Origin of the sequence: Actinoplanes subglobosus (genome assembly GCF_042650585.1) — a bacterium.
GTDB lineage: Bacteria > Actinomycetota > Actinomycetes > Mycobacteriales > Micromonosporaceae > Actinoplanes > Actinoplanes subglobosus.
In genome coordinates this window covers 589,546-608,313 of sequence record NZ_JBHSBL010000019.1, presented here as the reverse complement: position 1 = coordinate 608,313, position 18,768 = coordinate 589,546, and the positions used below count along the sequence as shown (strand labels likewise).

General features: G+C 71.5%; 19 protein-coding genes. 11 read left to right on the top strand and 8 right to left on the bottom strand.

The genetic code is table 11. From position 1 onward, the window contains the following. Positions 1 to 214: 214 nt before the first annotated feature. From ACFO0C_RS28245 to ACFO0C_RS28235, 3 genes are read left to right on the top strand one after another with little or no spacing between them, the layout of a single operon-like run. The gene (locus tag ACFO0C_RS28245) at positions 215 to 3,307 is read left to right on the top strand and encodes an ABC transporter permease (RefSeq protein ID WP_378069727.1); all 3,093 of its coding nucleotides are present in this window, start codon (positions 215 to 217) and stop codon (positions 3,305 to 3,307) included. After that, entirely contained in the window at positions 3,304 to 6,366 is a 3,063-nt protein-coding gene (locus ACFO0C_RS28240) for an FtsX-like permease family protein (RefSeq protein WP_378069726.1), read from the top strand. The genes ACFO0C_RS28245 and ACFO0C_RS28240 overlap by 4 nt, the downstream gene beginning before the upstream one ends. 13 nt (positions 6,367 to 6,379) lie before the next feature. Next, the gene (locus ACFO0C_RS28235; RefSeq protein ID WP_378069725.1) at positions 6,380 to 7,033 is read left to right on the top strand and encodes an ABC transporter ATP-binding protein; all 654 of its coding nucleotides are present in this window, start codon (positions 6,380 to 6,382) and stop codon (positions 7,031 to 7,033) included. A 49-nt stretch (positions 7,034 to 7,082) separates the two neighbouring features. Here the strand turns inward: ACFO0C_RS28235 and ACFO0C_RS28230 are convergent, their stop codons facing one another. Together ACFO0C_RS28230 and ACFO0C_RS28225 are read right to left on the bottom strand one after the other, a co-directional pair. Then, positions 7,083 to 8,555: a M28 family metallopeptidase gene (locus ACFO0C_RS28230; RefSeq protein ID WP_378069724.1), complete on the bottom strand. Its 1,473-nt coding sequence runs from the start codon at positions 8,553 to 8,555 to the stop codon at positions 7,083 to 7,085. A 31-nt stretch (positions 8,556 to 8,586) separates the two neighbouring features. After that, a complete protein-coding gene (locus tag ACFO0C_RS28225) occupies positions 8,587 to 9,018 on the bottom strand; it encodes a hypothetical protein (protein WP_378069723.1) in 432 nt (143 codons plus the stop codon). Positions 9,019 to 9,127: 109 nt separating this feature from the next. Here ACFO0C_RS28225 and ACFO0C_RS28220 point away from each other — a divergent pair, with 109 nt between their 5' ends. Beyond that, positions 9,128 to 10,006 carry a fructosamine kinase family protein gene (locus ACFO0C_RS28220; protein WP_378069722.1) on the top strand — a complete coding sequence of 293 codons (879 nt, stop codon included), beginning with the start codon at positions 9,128 to 9,130 and terminating at the stop codon, positions 10,004 to 10,006. Positions 10,007 to 10,381: 375 nt separating this feature from the next. Here ACFO0C_RS28220 and ACFO0C_RS28215 read toward each other — a convergent pair whose 3' ends face one another. Then, positions 10,382 to 11,308 carry a carboxypeptidase-like regulatory domain-containing protein gene (locus ACFO0C_RS28215; RefSeq protein ID WP_378069721.1) on the bottom strand — a complete coding sequence of 309 codons (927 nt, stop codon included), beginning with the start codon at positions 11,306 to 11,308 and terminating at the stop codon, positions 10,382 to 10,384. A gap of 144 nt (positions 11,309 to 11,452) precedes the next feature. Here ACFO0C_RS28215 and ACFO0C_RS28210 point away from each other — a divergent pair, with 144 nt between their 5' ends. Next, positions 11,453 to 12,487, top strand: a complete 1,035-nt coding sequence (locus tag ACFO0C_RS28210) for a serine hydrolase domain-containing protein (protein WP_378069720.1) — start codon at positions 11,453 to 11,455, stop codon at positions 12,485 to 12,487. Between the two features lie 58 nt (positions 12,488 to 12,545). Here the strand turns inward: ACFO0C_RS28210 and ACFO0C_RS28205 are convergent, their stop codons facing one another. The 4 genes from ACFO0C_RS28205 to ACFO0C_RS28190 all read right to left on the bottom strand — a co-directional run bounded on the left by ACFO0C_RS28205 (position 12,546) and on the right by ACFO0C_RS28190 (position 14,568). Next, positions 12,546 to 12,707, bottom strand: coding sequence for a hypothetical protein (locus tag ACFO0C_RS28205; protein ID WP_378069719.1), 162 nt, complete (start codon positions 12,705 to 12,707; stop codon positions 12,546 to 12,548). Then, positions 12,697 to 13,206, bottom strand: a complete 510-nt coding sequence (locus tag ACFO0C_RS28200; RefSeq protein ID WP_378069718.1) for an RNA polymerase sigma factor — start codon at positions 13,204 to 13,206, stop codon at positions 12,697 to 12,699. The genes ACFO0C_RS28205 and ACFO0C_RS28200 overlap by 11 nt, the downstream gene beginning before the upstream one ends. A 217-nt stretch (positions 13,207 to 13,423) precedes the next feature. After that, positions 13,424 to 13,579, bottom strand: coding sequence for a hypothetical protein (locus tag ACFO0C_RS28195; protein ID WP_378069717.1), 156 nt, complete (start codon positions 13,577 to 13,579; stop codon positions 13,424 to 13,426). A 62-nt stretch (positions 13,580 to 13,641) separates the two neighbouring features. Then, the gene (locus ACFO0C_RS28190) at positions 13,642 to 14,568 is read right to left on the bottom strand and encodes a DUF2071 domain-containing protein (RefSeq protein WP_378069716.1); all 927 of its coding nucleotides are present in this window, start codon (positions 14,566 to 14,568) and stop codon (positions 13,642 to 13,644) included. A 104-nt stretch (positions 14,569 to 14,672) separates the two neighbouring features. On the opposite strand from ACFO0C_RS28190, the gene ACFO0C_RS28185 reads away from it, so the two are divergent. Genes ACFO0C_RS28185 through ACFO0C_RS28160 form a run of 6 tightly spaced genes read left to right on the top strand, consistent with a single transcriptional unit; the run spans position 14,673 to position 17,670 of the window. Beyond that, positions 14,673 to 15,098, top strand: a complete 426-nt coding sequence (locus ACFO0C_RS28185) for a YbaB/EbfC family nucleoid-associated protein (protein ID WP_378069715.1) — start codon at positions 14,673 to 14,675, stop codon at positions 15,096 to 15,098. Then, positions 15,095 to 15,421: a hypothetical protein gene (locus ACFO0C_RS28180; protein ID WP_378069714.1), complete on the top strand. Its 327-nt coding sequence runs from the start codon at positions 15,095 to 15,097 to the stop codon at positions 15,419 to 15,421. Before ACFO0C_RS28185 ends, ACFO0C_RS28180 begins: the two co-directional genes overlap by 4 nt. A 12-nt stretch (positions 15,422 to 15,433) precedes the next feature. Further along, positions 15,434 to 15,931, top strand: coding sequence for a WXG100-like domain-containing protein (locus ACFO0C_RS28175; RefSeq protein ID WP_378069713.1), 498 nt, complete (start codon positions 15,434 to 15,436; stop codon positions 15,929 to 15,931). After that, positions 15,921 to 16,526, top strand: coding sequence for a hypothetical protein (locus tag ACFO0C_RS28170; protein WP_378069712.1), 606 nt, complete (start codon positions 15,921 to 15,923; stop codon positions 16,524 to 16,526). Before ACFO0C_RS28175 ends, ACFO0C_RS28170 begins: the two co-directional genes overlap by 11 nt. Continuing rightward, the gene (locus ACFO0C_RS28165) at positions 16,526 to 17,155 is read left to right on the top strand and encodes a hypothetical protein (RefSeq protein WP_378069711.1); all 630 of its coding nucleotides are present in this window, start codon (positions 16,526 to 16,528) and stop codon (positions 17,153 to 17,155) included. Before ACFO0C_RS28170 ends, ACFO0C_RS28165 begins: the two co-directional genes overlap by 1 nt. Then, positions 17,155 to 17,670 (top strand): SUKH-4 family immunity protein, encoded by a 516-nt coding sequence (locus tag ACFO0C_RS28160; RefSeq protein WP_378069710.1) that lies wholly within the window; start codon positions 17,155 to 17,157, stop codon positions 17,668 to 17,670. The genes ACFO0C_RS28165 and ACFO0C_RS28160 overlap by 1 nt, the downstream gene beginning before the upstream one ends. Here ACFO0C_RS28160 and ACFO0C_RS28155 read toward each other — a convergent pair. Beyond that, on the bottom strand, positions 17,651 to 18,768 hold a 1,118-nt coding region (locus ACFO0C_RS28155; RefSeq protein ID WP_378069709.1), incomplete at its 5' end, for an MMPL family transporter. The genes ACFO0C_RS28160 and ACFO0C_RS28155 overlap by 20 nt on opposite strands.

Sequence of the window (18,768 nt, the reverse complement as noted above, 5' to 3'; positions counted from 1 at the left end):
CCACCCGCCGTACCGACCTCCATCTCCCGCGGCACGGCCGCCGCCCCTCGGCCGACGTCCTACGGTGTGTGCTTCCCATCCCCGCAGGACGGCCGTGGCGGGCCGGGATGGTCGCGGACAGCTGCGTCGGCCCACGGCACGCGGCAACCGCACAGTGCCCCCCACATCCGGTGGCTATCGCGTAGCCTGCCCGTTGATCGGGGGAGGGTGAAGCTTGTTCGCGCTCGTTTTCGACGCGGTGCGGGCGCGAACCGCGCAGGTACTGGCGATCTTCGTGCTGACCGCGCTCGCCGCCGGCGTCGCCGCCGCCGGACCCTGGTATGCCTACGCCTCGGCGACCCGCGCCGCCGAGGCGCAGCTGAGCGCCGCAACGGCGGCCCAGCGCAACGTCTCGATCCAGACCGAGACCAGTACCCAGAACGACGCGGCCGGTGCGCTCCGCCGGTTCGCCGACCTCGCCGCCGGTGGGCTGTCCAGCTCACTGGACCAGCCGGTGCGCGGGATCCAGCTGCGGCTGAGCGTCACCCGGGTCGACGGAGAAGCGGTCATGGCCGCCGCCTACCGGGACGACTTCTGTCAGCACGTCCGCCTCGACGGACCCTGCCCGTCCACCCCCTTCCAGATCGCGGTCAGCAACGCCACCGCCCAGAACCTGGGGCTGGAGACCGGCGACGAACTGACCCTGCTCGGCCAGCTGAGCGCCCCGTTCCGGTTCACCGTCGTCGCCCGCTACTCGATGCGTGATCCGGCGGACCCGTACTGGAGCAATCCGCTGTTCCGGGCCGAGGTCCCCGGCCTGGACCCGGTCTTCACACCGGTCGAGACGTTCGGTTCCGCCGGGTTCCCGGACCCGACGCTCACCTACGACGCCCAGGTCCCGCCGGAGCTGATCCGCGGCGACGGCGCGCAGCGCCTCGGTGCCGCGCTGGCCGCCGACGAGGACCGGCTGAGCCTGGACCGGCTGCGGATGATCACCGGCATCGACACGGTGCTGGAACGCATCGCCGCGGACCGGGCCACGATACGCCGCGGCGTCCTGACCGCGGGCCTGCAGATGCTGATCCTCACCTGGTTCGCGATCGGGATCGCCGGGCGCTGCACCGGCCGGGACCGGCGCACCGACCTGGCGCTGCTCAAACTGCGCGGCGTGAGCCGGGGCGGCATCCTGCGGCTGGCCTGGGGACAACACCTGGTGCCGCTGCTGTTCGGTGTGCTGGCCGGCGCGCCCGCCGGGCTTCTGCTCGCCGCCGGCCTCGCCGGGCCGGTACCCCCGAGCGACCGGGTCGTCGCGCTGTCCCTCGTCGGAGCCGCCGTCGCCGCCGTACTGCTCGGCGGCCTGCTCGTGCTGATCATCGGTGAGGTGCTGGTGCTGCGGCAGCCGGTCGCGGTGCTATTGCAGCGCTCGGCGGCGGGACGCGCCGACTGGCGCTCCACCCTGGTCGACCAGGTGCTCGCCGCGCTCGCGGCCGCCGCGGTCTACCAGGCCCGGTCGGGCGGGTCGGAGGACGGACTCAAGACCGCCGCGCCGGCCCTCGCCGCGCTCGCCATCGCGCTGCTGGCCGCGCGGTTGCTGGTACGCGTCGCCGACCGGATCGGCGGCGCGGCGTTGCGTGCCGGGCGGCTCCGGCTCGGCCTCACCGCCGTCCACGTCTCCCGGCAACGCGGCGCCGACCGGGTGTTCGCCCTGATCGTGGTGGCGGTCGCCAGTTTCGCCACGGCGGCCGGCGGGCTGGCCGCCGACCGTACCGTGCGGGCCGATCGCAGCGCCGCGGAGCTCGGCGCAGCCCGGGTGCTCACGGTGGAGGCACCGAACCGTACGGCCCTGCTCGCGGCGGTCCGGCGGGCCGATCCGGGCGGCCGGGAGGCGATGGCGGTGGTCACCGACACCACGACCATCCCGCGGGTGCTGGCCGTGGACACCACGCGGCTCGCCGCGGTCGCCGAGTGGCGCCCCGAGTTCGGGCCGGTCGGCCTGCTCCCGGACGCCACGGCGGCCGGAAGCGTGCAACCGCTGCCGGTGGTCACCGGCGACCGGTTGACCCTGCGGACACGGCGCGAGGGCACGGCCCCGGTCGCCGTCGAGCTGCTGCTCCAGCACGAGGGCACCGGCTTGCCGGTGCAGGTCGACTTCGGTGTCCTGAGCGCGGGGGAGGGCGCGGTCTCCGCTCCGGCGCCCGGATGCGCCGCCGCGCCCGGTTGTCGCCTGGTCCGCTGGGGGCTGACCGCGCCGGGCTGGACGAGCAGGTCGAGCCCGCTCCCGCCGGACACCGTGGTGACGCTGCGCAGCCTCCGGCAGGACGGCCCGGCGGCGGAGGTCCTGGACCCCGCCGGGTTCGGCAACATCGGCTGGTGGCGGCCGGCCGTCGGGGGCGTCGCCATCGACATCGCCACGACCGGCGACGGCCTGCGGCTGTCCGTCGACCGCAACGAGCTGGCAGTGCCGGTGATTGGCACCGAGGTCTGGGCATCCGACACCTCGATGCCCCTGCCGGTGGTGCTGGCCGGCGAAGCTCCGGCCGAGTGGCGGCTCACCGACCCGCTGCTGACCTCGTTCGGCCGGGCCCCGGCGCGGGTCGCCGGCTCCGTGCCGGCCCTGCCCGGGCTGGGCAGGGCCGGGATCCTCGTCGACCTGGACGCCACCAGCCGTGTCGCGGGTGGGAGCGATCCGCCCGGGGAGTTCCAGGTCTGGCTCTCCGCCGGCGCCCGCCCGGGCCTGGTGGCCGACCTGACCGCGGCCGGGCTCACCGTGACGACGGACGACAGCGTCGCGCAGCGATCCGCCGTCCTCGGCCGCCAGGGACCGGCGGCCGTCGCGCGGTTCGGTTTGCTGGCCGGCGTGGCGGCGCTGCTGCTCGCCGCGGCCACCACAGCCGTCGCTGTCGCCGTCGACCGGCCCACGCTGCGCAGGCAACTCGAGGCGCTGCGCCAGCAGGGACTACCCGCCCCGGTCGCGGTCACCACCGGTCATGCCGGGACGGCCGCCCTCGTACTGGCCGGTCTGTCGGTCGGTGTGTTCGCCGCCGCGCTGGTCGGGCCGCTCACCCGGATCGTGGTGCCACCGTTCACCGACGGCTGGGCGGTGCTGCCCCCGCCGGGCACGCTCAGCGGCGCCGCGCTCGCCCTGTCCGCGCTGGTCGCCCTCGTCGTGCTCGGGGTGACCGGGTGGCTGTCGGTGCTGCCGCTCCTTCGCAGCCTGCGGGCGCCCGGCTCGGTGCCGCCCCCGGCACCGCCCGACCGAGATAGCGGCGGTCTGCCGACCGGCACCTCGGCCGGTCGCGGAGCCGATCCGAAAGAGGACGGCCGATGATCTCGCTGGTCTTCGTCATGCTCTGGAACCGCCGCGGGCAGGCCGTCACCCTGGCACTGCTCGGCCTGCTGGCGGTCACCTCGGCGGTCGCTGCGCCGGCCTATCTGATCGCGGTCGACCGTGCGGTCGCCGTCGGGCAGATCGCCACCGCCGCGCCGAACGAGCTAGGGCTGGTGGCGAGCACGGTGCAGGACGAGCGCGTGGACACCGGCGACGGCACCGGGACCCCGGGCCAGGCGGAGCAGGGATTGCAGTTCGGTGACGTGGCCACCGCTCTGGTCGCTCTGCCCGGCTTCACCTACGTCTACTCGGCGGAGTACTGGGTCATCGGCATCGACCCGAATCCGGCGAACGCCGGGCGCTTCGTCTACCGCCAGGACGTCTGCGCCCACCTGCGGATCCTGACCGGCCGCTGCCTGGCCGCCGAAGGCGACGTACTGCTCGGGGAGCACACGGCGCAGCGGCTGAACCTCAAGGCGGGCGACTCGGTCGAGCTGCGGTCGGCAGTACCGAGTCCGGATCCGAAGCGGAAGATCTGGCTACCGGACGGCAAGCCGCGGCGCCTCCTGATCGCCGGCACCTACCGGACGACCGAGCCGGGCGCCGGCTACTGGGGCGGCCGCGGCTACTTCACCTCGACACCGGAGACCGGCCCGGGTGAACCGATCTTCACCACCGCGGTGACCCAGCAGACGATGGACCACGGCCGGATCACGCTGGTGATGGACGGCCGGGCCGGACCGGCCGCGTTGCATCCCGACCGTCTCGGCCAGCTCCGGACCGACCTGCGGAATCTGAATCAGAACACCGCCGACATCGGCATGGCGGTGCAGATCGACACCGGCATGCCGGCACTGCTGGACCGCATCGACATCGGACAGTCGTCGACCCGGCTGCTCGTGCCGGTGCTGGCCGTACCACTGATCCTGCTCGCCTGCTTCACCATCTTCCTCACCGTCGGCTACGGCCTCGAAGGCCGGCAGAGCGAGCTGGCGGTCGTCGCGCTGCGTGGCTCGCGATGGTGGACACGGTGGTGGCTGGCGGCCGGCGAGAGCCTCGTCGCGGTCCTGGCCGGCGCCCTGTTCGGCTGTCTGATCGGGCAACTGCTGGTCAACGCGGTCGCGGCGATCGTCTTCCCGGACGTCGGCATCCCCGCCGGCTGGAGTTCACTGCGTTACGCACCGCTGGCCGCCGGGGTGGCGCTGCTGTCCGTGATGGTGGCCCAGCGCCGCCAGTTCGTCGGACCGGTCGCCGCACTGCTGCGCCGGCACCCCACCACCGGCAACGGCCGGTGGGCGATCGCGGCGGAGGCGCTCGCCGTACTCCTCGCCGTCGTCGCCTCGGTCCAGCTCGTCCTCTCCCAAGGGTCACTGACCGGGGTGGGCCTGTTCGCACCCGCCATCCTGATGCTCGCCCTCGGCCTGCTCGCCGCCCGCGTCCTGCTTCCCCTGATCAGCCGGTACGCGGTGCGCGCCCTGCACCGCGGCCGCCTCGGTGTCGCCCTGGCCGGTCTGCAGCTCGCCCGCCGACCCGGCGCCGGCCGGCTCTTCGCCCTGCTGGTGGCCACCGTGGCGGTGGCCGGCTACGCGACCAGCGCGGTGGACACCGCCGCCGCCGGCCGCACCGTCGAGGCCACCCTCGGCATCGGTGCGGACCGGGTCCTCACCGTGCAGACGGCACAACCCCAGCAGCTACTGGCCGCGGTGCGCCGGATCGACCCGGACGGTGCCTTCGCCATGGCGGTCACCCGGCTGCCCCCGGGCGCCTCCTCGGCCGACCCGCCCGGCCTGGCCGTGGACTCCACCCGGCTGGCGGCCGTCGCGGCGTGGCCGGACGACGGACCCGGCCCGGCCGAGGTCGCCGGCCGGCTACGCCCGGAGTTGCCGGCCCCACCGGAGTTCCCCGGCCCGGACATCGCCGTCGACGTGTCGGCGTCCGGCCTGGCACCGGGCACGAGAGGCCTGCGACTCCAGGTGTCGGTCTCGTCCCTGAACGGGATCGGTGACGCGGTGATCGAGCTCGGCGAGCTGCAGAACGGGCCGGCCACGTACCGGCAGAAGATCGAGGTCTGCCAGGAGGGATGCCGGATCGACGGCATCGGGTTCGCCCGGACCGGCACGGCCCGCATCACCGCCGAGGTGGTGCTCCGGGGCGTGCGCGCCACCGGCCCGGACCGGGAGGTGTTGCCCGTGGCCCGGCTGGCCGACCCGGACAGCTGGCGGGCGAGCCCGGAGGTGCGGGTCGCGTCGGCGCCGGACGGCCTGCGGGTCGAATTCGCCGAATCGATCAGCGTGTCCCCGCTCGTCTGGATCAAGCCGGCCAGCACCCTTGACCCGATCCCGGTCGCCGCCGCCGGTGGCCGCCCCGCCGGCGGCGTCATCAACGGCCTGGACGGCAGGCCCATGCTCATCACCGACGCCGCGACCCTGCCGGTCGTGCCCCAGCTGGGCCGCCGGGCCGTCGTGGTCGACCTGGAGTACGCGGACCGGATGACCATGAACGCCGGCCTCGGCAACGCGCCACAGATCTGGCTCAACGCCGCGGCCCCGCCGGACATCCTGGACCGGGTCTCGGCACAGGGTCTCACCGTCGTCGACGACGTCCGCTCCGACCAGATCCGCCGCCGCCTCGAACAGCAGGGACCGGCGCTGGCGCTCGGGTTCCATGTGCTGGCCGGCGCCCTGGCCGTACTGCTGGGGGCGGGAGCGCTGGTGCTGTCGGCAGCGGTGGACCGGCGCCGCCGGGTCGAGGACCTCTCCGCGCTGCGGAACCAGGGGCTGCGTCCCGGACCGGCCGGACAGGCGATGCTCTTGACGTACCCGGCGCTGGTCGCCGCCGCCGTGGTGGTCGGACTGCCGGTCGCGGCGATCGCGTGGCTGGTCACCGGCTGGGCCCTGCCGCTCGCCGGCCCGTACCCGCCGGACCTCCCGCTGCCCGGCTGGCCGCGGGTGACCGTGCTGCTCGCGGTGGGTGCGGTGGTCCTGCTGGTGCTCACGGCCGTGGCCCTCGCCACGGGACGCGATCTGCGCCGGCGTGTGACGCGCCGGGGAACGCTGTGACACGGGGAGTGCGATGAGAACGCTGACGGTGGACGCGGCGGACCTGGCGTACGGGGACGCCGCCCCGGTGCTGCGCGGCGTGACGGCCGAGGCCCGGCCCGGCGAACTGCTGGCGGTGACCGGCACGTCGGGTGCGGGAAAGTCGACGTTGCTGAACGCGATGGCGGGGTTGCTGGTGCCCCGGTCGGGTGCGGTGTCGGTGGACGGTGTGCCGTTGGTCAACCGTGATCATGCGGTGGGCCTGGGCGTGGTCCTGGTGCCGCAGGACAACGGTCTGGCGGCGATTCTGACGGCTGTCGAGAACGTGGCGGTGGCGGTGCTGGCGACCGGTGGGACGTCGGCGGAGGCACGCCGCTACTCGACGGAGATGCTGGCCTCGCTGGGATTGTCCGGTCAGACGGATCAGCTGGTCGACGAGCTGTCCGGCGGGCAGCAGCAGCGGACCGCGATCGCTCGTGGCCTGGCGTTGCGGGGTGCGGTGCTGCTCGCCGACGAGGTGACCAGTGAGCTGGACGCGGCGAACCGTCAACGGGTGCTGGAGCTGTTGCGGGGCGAGGCGGCGCGGGGCGCGGTAGTGGTGCTGGCGACCCACGATCCGGAGGCCGCGGCGCTGTGTGATCGTGAGCTGCACCTGGCCGATGGCATGGCGTCCTGGGTGCGTGGTTGATGTTCCCCGGGGGCCTCCGGCCGTGGAACGACCGGAGGCCACGTTGCCGTTACGGGATGGCGCTGGTGTTGAAGGCGAACCGGGCCACCGAGTCGGCGATGGCGTCGGCGTTGACGTCGAGTGCCGTCATGTCGATGTTCGTGATCGTGTCGCAGGCCTGGTGGTAGCAGACGTCGTAGGCGACACCGGCCGTACCGCCGAACAGGGCCTGCTCCTCGGGCGTCTTGACGCCCTCGGCGCCGGTGAAGATGCCGCCGGCCGGAATGCCCACGGCGATGAACGGGCCGTAGTCCGACCGGCCGTCGAAGTCGGTGCCGACATGACCGAGCCCGCGACGGTCGAAGAACGCCTCGAGCTGCTTCTCGATCTGCGCCGAACCGGGCGGCCCGGCCGGCGAGCCCTCCGCGTCGGAGTCGTCACCGTCGTACAGCTTGTAGGCGTAGTTCGGCGAGGCCACCATGTCGAAGTTCAGGTACAGCCTGATCCTGTCCTTCTCGGCGGCGGACAGGCCCTCGACGTACTGGTCGGAGCCGAGCAGACCGGGCTCCTCGGCCGCCCAGAACGCGAAGCGGACCTTGTTCCTCACCGGGAAGTGCTTCATCTGGAGGGCCGTCTCGAGGATCGCGGCGCTGCCGGAGCCGTTGTCGTTGATGCCCGGGCCCTCGGGAACGCTGTCCAGGTGGGCGCCGACCATCACGACGTTCTTCGGGTTGCCGGTCCGGGTCTCGGCGATCACGTTGTGGTCGGTGCCCAGCGTCAGGGTGGCGTCGACCTTGAGCCGGACGGTGGCGCCCGGCGTGCCGGCGAGTTCGTTGCCGACGGCGAAACCCGCGAAGACCATCGGCACTCCGGCCCGCCATTCGCCGATGTCGAGCGGGAACGGGTCGGTACGGCCGGGCTGCCCCTCGTTGAACACGATGATCCCGGACGCGCCGGCGAAACCCGCGTTGCGGATCTTGGTGACGAACGGGCAGGTGCCACGCTGGATGAGCGCGATCCGGCCGGCGACGAAACCGTCGAAGTCGGAGGTCTCGCAGCCACTGGTCGACGTGGGCGTCGGCGTCGGCGGCAGGGTGAGGTCGACAGCCTGCACCTGTGCGGTCACGTCGCCGGGCGGGGAGGGCGTGAACGTGACGAAGTCCTGACCGGGCACCCAGGCCTTGCCGGTCGGCGCGGTCAGTTCCAGCGTGGGCGGGTTGTTCTCGACCCAGCCCTGCACGAAGTTGATCGGATCGAGCGTGACCTTGTAACCGGCACGCCGTAACTTGTCGGCGACGTAGTCACGGGACGCCTGGTAGCCGGGCGTCCCGGCCGCACGGGTCCCGCCGTTGGCGTCGGCGATCGCCTGCAGCGCGTTGAGGTGCTTCCTGGCGTTCGCCCCGGTCACCTGCTTGACCAGGATCTTGGCGAACACGTCGTCGAGTGAGGTCGCCGAGGCCGGTACCGGCTGGGCGAGGAGCAGGGCCGCGGTCGTGGCCACCGAGACGGCGGCGGCGAGGCCCCTGCGGAGACTGGTGCGCATGATCCCCCCGGACAGATAGATCAATCGATGCTCATGTTTCCGGTGAAGCGCGATCGCCCGGACCGTAACCCGCCTTTTCCGGAGGCAGGAATGGTCCGATCAGGCGGTCCCGCAGAACTGGACGCACCACATCATCCACTTCGGACAAACCGGATCCGGCGCGCTCGCCGCCGAGCGGCGAAAAGCTGTCGGGGGTACGCCTATCGTGCGGCCCATGACGGGATGGGAAGCGACCGGTCGCCGGTTGGTGCGGCGCTACGCCGTCACGCAGCGGTCCGCCATCGAGAGCGTCGCGCAGACCTCGGCCATCCCGGTGCGGCGTGACCTGTTCGCAGACCGTCGCCTGGAACCCGGCGTCCGTGACGAACTCGGGCTGGCACTCGGCCGGATGCTGCGGCAGCAGGGTGCGGCCCGGGCCGGATACGAGGAGATCGAACGGGCGGTGCCCGATCTGCGTCAGCACGGGCGGCGGGCGCGTGCCCTGGCCGTGTTGTCCGCTCCGGACACCGTGTCCCTCGTGCGGGCCAAGGGTCTGCCGGCGTGGGCCGGCAGGCCGCCAGTATCGTCGGCCGATGAACTTCCTTGCTGCTGGGTTGTCGCGGGCGGGGATGAACGACGTCATCTCCGTCGAGTCGGTGAGCGGTGGACTCGCCGCGGTCGCCGGGATCGCCCACCGGACGAACGCTTCCTCCATGTTCGTCAAGGCCTTCGCCGCAGAATCCGACGGCGGCGCCTTGGACAGCGGCGCCTTCGAAGCTGAGGCCGAAGGGCTGGCGGCCCTGCGCGAGGTCGGCGGGCTGGCGACGCCCGAGGTGATCCTCGCCAACCGGGAGCTGCTCGTGTTATCGCTCCTGCAGCCGCGGCCGGTCAGCGCAGGATTCTGGGAGCGGTTCGCCCATGGGCTCGCCCACCTGCACACGAGCACTGTTCATCCCCGCTTCGGATGGCACCGCGACAACTGGCTCGGCCGTCGCCGGCAGGTCAACACCTGGGCCGGCGACGGGTTCGCCTTCTTCGCCGAGCACCGGTTGCTCCGCTGGCTGTCCGAGCCCCGCGTCGAGGCCGCGCTCGATCCGGCCGACCGGGCCGCGATGCACCGATTGTGTGACCGGCTCCCCGAACTCCTTCCGGACCGGCCGGCCTGCCTGACACACGGCGACCTGTGGGCTCAGAACGTGCTGGCCACCCTGGATGGACAACCGGCGGTGATCGACCCGGCGGTGTCGTACATGTGGGCCGAGGTGGACCTGGCCCATCTCTGGACCACGGCACCGCCGCCGGAGTCGCGCCGGTTCTTCGACATCTACGCCGAACTGACCGGCCTGGACGACGGCTGGCGTTCCCGCATGCCGATCATCCAGTTGCGGCAGCACTTGGCGGTCGTGGCCCAGTTCGACGACGACTGGGGCGCCGCCGAGACGATCCGGGCCACCCTGCAGCCGTTCCGCTGAACCACGTCGCGACCGGTCGGAGGTTCTCATCCGGCGGCGATGAGAGCACACACAACGGGGCACGTGTGACCTCACCATCGCTATCACGCGGATGAACGATCACGATCCACTCATCGTGATCGTTCATCCGCGCCATCGCGACGCCCGACGCACACGATCGCCGATCGTATGCGCTGAACCACGCTGCCGACGGGGTGCTCTGGCTGGTGACGCGACCGCTGACGCTGCCGACGGGGTGCTCTGGCTGGGTGACGCGACCGCTGACGCTGCTGACGGGCTGCTCTCGCGGCGACGTGTCGGCTGATGCTGCGGGCGCGTCCGCTGAGGTTGCCGACGGCCGGGCAGGGCGCGCGTGCCCGGCGGGGGACGAGCCGTCTAAACGCGGGCGTTGCGGCGGCGGACCAGCAGCAGTGCGAGGGCGGCCAGGCCCGCCACCACCAGCAGGCCGCCGAAGACGAACGGCAACGGGCCGCTGCCCTCGTCGCTGACCGGGTCGAGGTTGGGGGCGGCCTCGGCGATGATGGTCGGCTTCTGGCCGGGGGTGTCGTCGTCCCCGGCGGCGAGCGGGCTCGGTGACACGCGGGGTGAGGACGACGTCCGGACGGGTTCGACCAGGGCGGCCAGTGTCATCTGCACGGTCGCCGTGTCGCCGGCGGTGCCCTGGACGGTGGCGCGGGCGGTCCGGTAGCCGTTGCGGGTCGCGACGACCCTGATCGACCCGGCGGCGATCGGCTCGGCGGCACTCGACCTGATCGAGAACCGGCCGGTGGGGCCACTCGTCGTACGGTATTCGTGCCCCGCACTGTCCCGGACGGTCACCGTCGTACCGCCGACGGCCTTGCCCCCGGTGTCCCGGACCCGGCCGGTGACCCGGTCCACCCCGGCCGCCGGCTTCTCCGCCCCGGAGACGTTGACCATCTTGAAGTCGTAGCTGTTCTGCCCACCCAGCCGCACACCGACCGAGATGTTGAGACCGCTGCTCTCACCCGGGGCGACGCTGGGCGCGACGACGGTGGCCGCGAGATCCTTGCTCTTGCCCGCGCCGAGACTCGGCTCGGCCCGGCAGCCGCTGGTGCACCGCAGGCCGCCGCCGACCACGACGATCGCCGTCTCGGTCGCGGATCCGGTGTTGGTGACCCGGAACTTCACCCGCACCGTCTCGCCGGGCGCGACGTTCTCCGCCGACACACTCAGGATGCGGACCGGTGCCGGCGCGGCTGCCACGGGTGGTGCGAACACCGCGAGCGTCCCCGTGGTCAGCACGATCATTGCGGCGGCTCGGGCCCAGCGGTGCGCGGTCACGTCCATCCACCTTCTCCGGGGGCGGGCGACATCGGTCGATGACGCCGCGGGCCACTATGCCCTGCCGGGACGAGATACGCGACCCGAGCCGGTTCTCACCGGCGGCAGGTGTGATTCCGGCGTCTGACGGGGCATGTCGTGGGCATGGCGACGACCGAACTCCAGAACCGGATCCAGCGCCACCTCGACACGCTGGTCGACTCCGGTGCGGAGAGCGCGGTACAGGCGGCCGCCTACCGTGACGGTGAACTGATCGTCGACGCGGCCGCCGGGCCGGTCACCGCCCGGACGCCGATCTTCAGCTTCTCCACCGGTAAGAACGTCACGGCCGTCCTGGCCCACGAGCTCGTCGCCCGGGGGTTCACCGGCTTCGACGACCCGGTGGCCGATCTGTGGCCGGAGTTCGGTGCGGGCGGCAAGACCGCTGTGACACTGCGGCACGTGCTGACCCACACGGCAGGGCTCCCGGCCATGCCGCAGGGGATCGGGCCGGCCGAGCTGCCGGACTGGGCAACGGTCTGTGACGCGCTGGCCGCCGCCGGACCACGCTGGCCGGCGGGCGAGGCCATGGGCTACCACCCCTACACCTTCGGCTATCTCGTCGGCGAGATCGCCCGGCGCGCGACCGGTCACCCGGTGCGTGAGTTGCTCCGGGAGTGGATCACCGAACCGCTGGGTCTCGACGGGCAGCTCTTCTACGGTGTACCGGAGGAGTCGCTTCCTGGTCTGCCCCCTCTTGACGAGGAGGAGCGGGACGGGATCCCCGGGCCGTGGGAGAGCGCGCCGAGCGCCGGGTTCGGTAACAGCGCCGAGATCCTGCGGGCTGACATCCCGTCAGTCGCCACCGGCACGGCGTACGCGCTGGCCACGGTGTTCGACCGGGCGCTGGCGGACCCCGTCCGGTTCGCGGGGATGTCGGCTGTCGCGTACGAGGGAGATGATGTGATCTTCGGAACGCCGGTGCGGATGGCCCTGGGCTTTCCGATCGGCCGGATCGGTGCCGCCGCCGAGGAGCGGTCGGCGGCGATCGGATGGCCCGGCGGCGGCGGAAGCTACGCCTACGCCGATCCGGTACGCGGGATCGCCTTCGCCCTGACGAAGACGCGGCTCACCCCGCACTTCGACACCGCCCTGTCAACGATCGCGATCGTCGAGGAGAACACGCCCGCGACCGGGTAGGCGCCTTCGCCACCGGTAGCGAGTCGTCACAGACCCGCTACCGGTGGCGGTGAGCGGCTTATCGTGGTTCGTCGTCCGGCGTTGTCGGCGCCGGGTCGGCGTGCAGTTCCCGGAGGCGCTGGGCCACGTCGATCCCGGCGGTCAGGGTGGTCAGGGCGGACGCGGTCGCACGGGCCAGGAACCGGTCCAGTTCGGCGTCCATGGTGTCGTCAAGGTCCATCGAACTCCCTTCCTGCCGTGTCGGCCATCAGGCGTTTCAGGTTCTGGCGGGCGTGACGGAGGTTGGACCGGACCGTGGCAGTGTTCTGTCCGGTGATCTCCGCGATCTCACCGGGTTCGTAGCCGTCAGTCGTCAGTGCGAGCACTGCTCGCTGTGCGGGCGGCAAGGTGCGGAGCATCGCCAGAACGGTGGTGGTGTCCTCGTCGAACGGGCTGCGCTGCTGGAGAGTCTGCGCCGCGGCGCGTACCTCGGCGTCATGCCGGCGGGTCGTCCGGGTCCTGACCCGGCAGATCTCCCGGCGCACGGCCGCTCTGGCGTACGCGTGCGGTGCTTCGATCTGCGCCCACTGGTTCAGCACGGTACGCATGACGTCCTGAACCAGATCCTCGGCCTCGTCCACGGACGACGCTCCGATCCGGATGGCGAACCAGGTCAGTGACCGGAAGTCGGCCAGGTAGTAGGCGTCGAAGGTGGCGGGCTTTCCAGACGGCGAACCCATGGCGTTCTCCTCAACATCGGTGGGGATCTGCTCATCGGGGTTGCCCTCCCTGATTTCGGTGTTGTGCGGGGTGTGGCAGTGGCGCTTTTGGCTTGACAGCGACATCCGGTTGCCGTCGGATGGCGCTGCTGCCCTCTCCCTTCCACGCCATCGAGTGGTTTTGCAGTAAAGGTGCGGGCAGCGGGGGCGGGCGTGCAATCGCCGGTGGGGATTTCTGTCAGGGACGGCGAGAAGCCACCACGGCGAGCACGACGGCGGCGGTCAAAGCGGTCACGGCCAGGGAACCGGACAGCAGGTAGGCGCCGGGCAACGTGGTGGCGATGAGGTTGACGACCTTCTCGGTCTCGCGGTCACGGTCGGGCTCGACGGTCACGGGTGGTTCCTCCTCCGGGGTCTGTACCCGGGGAGTGCGATGTGACCGGCCTGGCGTGCAGGTCAGTGCGGCTCGTGGGTTTCCGAGTCGAAGCGGAACCGCACGGCCGGGACGTGGAAGCTGAACGGTTCGGCGTCGCCGACGAGGGCTCGGGCCGCCGCCGAACGGACCGGGCCGGTCAGCGGGCGGCAGTCGTCGAGGGCGATGTCGAGGCGGATCTCCTGCCGGGTCGTGTGGTGGTGCCACTCCTGGACCGACAGGGCACGGTCCTGGCGTACGACGTACGCCAGCATGTCCTTGAAGCTGGTGAAAGCGGCATCCCACGGGCCGTCGGCCGGGTCCGGGGCGACCGTCAACCGCGCGGAGACGTCGGGGGCGCTGCCTCGCCCGGGGTCGAGCCGGACCGTGACCGTGGTGTCATCGGGTGTCTCCACCGCGGCCTCGCGCAGCAGGTGCATGGGCAGGGCCTCGCAGAGCAGCCGCCCGCCGAGCGCGTGCGCCGGATGATCGACGGCGGTGGTGACGAAATGCACTCCCGCGTGGCCGGTGCGCGGGTCGTGGACGTAGATCCGCCAGTTCGTCTGCACGGGTGACGGCAGCAGCCGGCGCAACCGTCCGAGCGCCGGCGGACCGAGATGCCCGTGCCGGTAGGCGAGGAAGCTGAAGACGGCCAGGTCCGCGTCCGGTCCGACACGCTGCAATTCCAGACCCGGTGGTACGAGGGGGAACAGCCGCGTGGCGGGGACGAGGTAGTTGACGTATACGACGTCGGTGATGTCACTGACCATGGGCGGGACGGGCAGCACCTCGCACGCGGCGCGGACGGCCCGGCTGTTGGCGAGCGCCTGAACCGGCCGGGCCAGCGGACCACCGGGATGAACCCAGTCCGCGTAACGCCCGTGGGCGGTCCGCGGCCGTCGCCGTCGCAGCACCAGTTCCGCCGCCGGCCCGGCCGTCCCGGCCACCGCGAGCGCCACCCGTAGATCCACCAGCGGATTGTCCTTCAGCGCCGCAACCGGCCCACGCCGACGATCGACGGGTTCCTATCCGGGGGCGCCGGATCGTTAGAATCATCCGGCGTGGATCCGATCTGGTGACGGGGGAACAGGGGCCGGTGTTCAACGAGGTGCAGCTCGAGCAGCAGCTACAGCAGGCGCGCGCGTCTTTGGTGCAGGTCCGGGATGCCGTGCGGCCGGAGGCTCCGGCCGATGTGACCGCTGAGGCGGCCGAGGGCCTGGTCCAGGTGACGCTGGGTGGCGCCGGTCTGGTCACCGAGCTGTCCATCGACCCGCGGGCGTTGCGTCTGGGCAGCGAGGAGCTGGCCGATCAGGTGCGGGCGGCCGTCAACGACGTGCTCGAGCAGCGGGCCGCGTCGACCGCGACGGCCGAGCCGATGCCCGATCTCGACGCGATGACCGCCGTCGTCGAGCGCCTGCAGGACGAGAGCCTGCGGCAGATGCGCGAGATCACCCAGGGCGTCACCGACACCATGCGCCGGCTGCACAGGGGTGGCCGGTGAGTGGCCCGCTGGACACCGATCCGGAGACCGTGTCGGCCGGCGCGGACCAGTTGCTCGCCGCCACCGGCAACGTTCGCGCGGTGTTCGAGAGGTTCTCGTCGGAGGTGACCGCGCACGCCGAGGCGTTCGGCGGCGACGACATCGGGATGCTGCTGGGGATCGCGCACCAGGCCTGCCTCGACGCGGTCGCCGAGTGCATGACCACCAACATCATCGACCTGGAGGACTACTCGGCGTCGCTGCATCAGATGGCGGAGAATCTGCGGGCCGCGGAGCAGGCCGGTGCGGACCTGTTCACGGCGATCATCGGCCGGCTCGGCTGACGGGGGCGGGGTATGGGTCTGGAGATTCCCGGCGAGCTGGCTTCGTTGCTGTCGCTGCTCGGCTACGACTGGCCGGAGTCCGACGAGACGAAGCTGTTCGAGCTGGCCGGTGTGTGGACCGGGATGGCCGATCAGATCAACTCCTCGGTGGAGCAGCTGAACGCGGCGGCCCGCACGGTGCTGGAGAACAACTCCGGTGACGGTTTCGCCGCGTTCGCCACCGAGTGGAACGACGAGGAGTCGGCGCCGCGCAACATCGGTGACGCGGTGATGCCGGCGAACATCATCGGGATCGGCCTGATGGTGTCGGCCGGGATCGTGCTGGTGCTGAAGATCCAGGTGATCGTGCAGCTGATCCTGCTGGCCATCCAGATCGCGCAGGCGATCGCGACGGCGGCGGTCACGTTCGGTGCCTCGCTGCTGGAGATCCCGATCTTCAAAATCATCAGCGGGATGATCATCGACCAGTTGATCGGTATGGCAGTGGACGCGGTCCTCAATGGCGGGTAGGACACGGGACCGGCCGGCCCGGCAGCCGCCCGCCGACGGCGGTGCGAAGATCGTCTCCGCGATCCTGAAGAACGCGAACGTCTTCAAGACCGGCAAGGGGAAGACGACAGTCGACCCGGACAAGGCGCCCGAGGCGGTCCTGGTCCTTCGGCGGGGCACCGGCTTCCATGCCGCCGACTTCGATCGCAAGGCCCGGGACCTCAAGAAGCTCGCCGACGCCGGCAAGCTGAAGAAGGCCACCCCCGCCGAGCGGGGGAAGGTGTGGGACCCCAAATACAAGATCAGCCGCACGAAGCCGAACACCCATCGGTGGCGCATGATCCGGCAGATCGACAAGAGCCCCGAGCGGAAGGCCTCGGCCGCCAGGACGCGCGCCGGAATCCTGCTGCCACTGCGTAAGGGATATGCGCCCCAACCGGGTGACGGCGGCCTCGATCCCGACCACATTCACGAGCTGCAGCTCGACGGGGGTGACGAGTATACTAACCTGCGCCTCATGGATGCCTATACGAATAGGACCATGGGCTCGGAAATTCAAAATGCGCTTCGTGACGTCCCATTCGGTACCCGAATACGAATAGAAATCGAAGATTGATGACTGCCCTTGACGAGCTCCGCCCGAAAGTCGACGCGTTCCGCCGGCTCGCCACCGAGCGCGGGCTGGACGTCCGCATCGAGGAGCCGGTGCCGCTGCCCGTCATCGACGACTGCCCGCCGGGCGTCCGCGACGCTTTCAGCCTGTTCAGCCTGGTGGAGGGGTCGTTCTTCCGCTTCGCCGTGCCGCCGGAGATCCTCGACGAGCAGGCGTGGCTGGCCATCCCGGTCTACGAGCACCGGCCGATCAACGAGGTCATCGCGATCGGTGCCGAGTTGTGGCAGTCGCAGTACCAGACTCGATTCCAGGACAAGTTCGAGGGCGAGCCCATCGTGATGGACATCGTCCGCGGTGACGTCTATTTCGCCGATGCGGACGCGTGGATGCAGGTCGACGAGTCACCCGACGATGATTTCGAGCCGCACGAGTTCGCGCCTGACGTACCCACATTCTTCAATGAATTTGTTTTCGGGCCGCGTTATCCCGAGCTGGTGACGACGGTGCTCGGTGCCGGGTCGCTGACCCACCGGGTCGCCAAGGGCCCGGACAAGGGCGAGCTGAGCGACACCTGGCTGCGGTTGCTGCTGGCCGCCGGCGTGGTCTCCGAGCTGCCGGAGGGGCAGGCCTGATGGCGGTCGATCCACGTTTCCCGGCCGTCTGGGGGCCGGATGAGCTGTTCGCCTACCCCCGTGACAAGTGGATCGCGGACGGTGTCCCGGCGGCCGCGCTGCCCGACGGCGACGAGATCCCGCTGGAGGTCACCGTCGTCTACACCGCCTTCCTCGACGGCGAGATCGGGATGTTCGACATCCTGCACCTGACCGGCGAGGACAGCGATCTCGACATCAAGCTGACGGTCGTCGGCGCGGTCGCGGAGAACCACAATCTGCTCTACGTCCTCGATCAGCGCACCGGTGAGGTCCTCCAGTTCGACCTGGAGGAGCAGGACATCCAGGCGGTCAACTCCAGTTTCCGGCAGTTCGTCGAGTTCCTGTGGAAATTCGCGCTGTTCGTCGAGGCCGACGAGGGCAAGCAGGGCCGCCGCGAGCGCGCGTTGCGGTTGAGCGGCGAGTTGCGCGCCATCGACCCGCAGGCGTTCGAGGCCGACGCCTGGTGGCCGCTGGTCATCGACCAGACGCGCTGACCAGTGGCTCCACGGCACCGCGCACCGGCGGCGCGAACCAGCGGTCGTGCAGCCGGCGCAGTGGTGCCGGGGACCACCAGTTCCAGTCGCCGAGCAGGGTCATCGCCGCGGGCAACAGCAGGCCACGGACCACCGTGACGTCGATCAGCAGCGCCACCACCATCGCGAAGCCGATCTCCTTGACCGCGATCAGGTCGCCGAGCAGGAAGCCGGCGAACACCACGCCGATGCAGAGGGCGGCGGCGGTGACCACCGGCCCCGACTTCACGATCCCGGCGTGCACGTCGCGTTCCTCCTGGATCCGGGCGAGCAGGAACACCTCGTAGTCCATCGACAGCCCGAACACGAACACGAACAGCAGGACCGGCGTGGTGACGTCGATCGCGCCCCACGACGAGAACCCCAGCAGCGTGTCACCGGCACCCCACTGGAACACCACGACCAGCGCGCCGAGTGTCGCGAGCAGGGTCAGCGCGTTCATCAGCAGTGCCTTGACCGGGATCACCAGCGACCCGGTGAGCACGAACAGCAGCACCACCGTGGACAGCACCACGACCAGCAACGCGAGTGGGAACCGCCCGGCCACCGAGTCCCGGTAGTCGACGAGTTCGGCCGCCGCACCACCGACGAGCACCGGGAACGGCACCTCCAGCGCCCGGACCGCCCGCACCACGTCACGAGAGACGGGACCGGCTTCCGGTGTGACATCGACGATGGCCACCGGCCCGGCGACCTCCGGTCGTGGCGCCACCCGCAGGACCCCGTCGAGGGTGTTGAGCGTGTTCATGAAGTCCCGTACCTCGGCGCCGGACGGGTCGGTGTCGACGACGACCACCACCGGATCGGCCTGCCCGCCGTTGAAGTCCCGCTGCACCGCCGCCTGCAGCCGGTGTGCCTCGGCCGAGGCGGGCAGGGCGCGGGCGTCGGAGTTCGCCAGGTCGACCCCGAACACGAACGGCGCCGACAGCCCGAGCAGCCCGAACGCGACACCGGCCGCGACCGGCCCCGGCCGGCGCCGGGCGACCGCGGCGAGCCGCGCGAGCATCCCCGGGGTCCGGGCGGCGGCGCGGGCCGCGGCGATCCGGGGCACGGCGACGG

Bases quoted from the DNA above. Each gene is read 5' to 3' on its own strand.
- ACFO0C_RS28165 (WP_378069711.1), top strand. From the start codon at position 16,526: ATGACTGCCCTTGACGAGCTCCGCCCGAAAGTCGACGCGTTCCGCCGG.
- ACFO0C_RS28240 (WP_378069726.1), top strand. From the start codon at position 3,304: ATGATCTCGCTGGTCTTCGTCATGCTCTGGAACCGCCGCGGGCAGGCC.
- ACFO0C_RS28200 (WP_378069718.1), bottom strand. From the start codon at position 13,206: ATGGGTTCGCCGTCTGGAAAGCCCGCCACCTTCGACGCCTACTACCTG.
- ACFO0C_RS28170 (WP_378069712.1), top strand. From the start codon at position 15,921: ATGGCGGGTAGGACACGGGACCGGCCGGCCCGGCAGCCGCCCGCCGAC.
- ACFO0C_RS28210 (WP_378069720.1), top strand. From the start codon at position 11,453: ATGGCGACGACCGAACTCCAGAACCGGATCCAGCGCCACCTCGACACG.
- ACFO0C_RS28205 (WP_378069719.1), bottom strand. From the start codon at position 12,707: ATGGACCTTGACGACACCATGGACGCCGAACTGGACCGGTTCCTGGCC.
- ACFO0C_RS28220 (WP_378069722.1), top strand. From the start codon at position 9,128: ATGAACTTCCTTGCTGCTGGGTTGTCGCGGGCGGGGATGAACGACGTC.
- ACFO0C_RS28175 (WP_378069713.1), top strand. From the start codon at position 15,434: ATGGGTCTGGAGATTCCCGGCGAGCTGGCTTCGTTGCTGTCGCTGCTC.
- ACFO0C_RS28160 (WP_378069710.1), top strand. From the start codon at position 17,155: ATGGCGGTCGATCCACGTTTCCCGGCCGTCTGGGGGCCGGATGAGCTG.
- ACFO0C_RS28235 (WP_378069725.1), top strand. From the start codon at position 6,380: ATGAGAACGCTGACGGTGGACGCGGCGGACCTGGCGTACGGGGACGCC.
- ACFO0C_RS28230 (WP_378069724.1), bottom strand. From the start codon at position 8,555: ATGCGCACCAGTCTCCGCAGGGGCCTCGCCGCCGCCGTCTCGGTGGCC.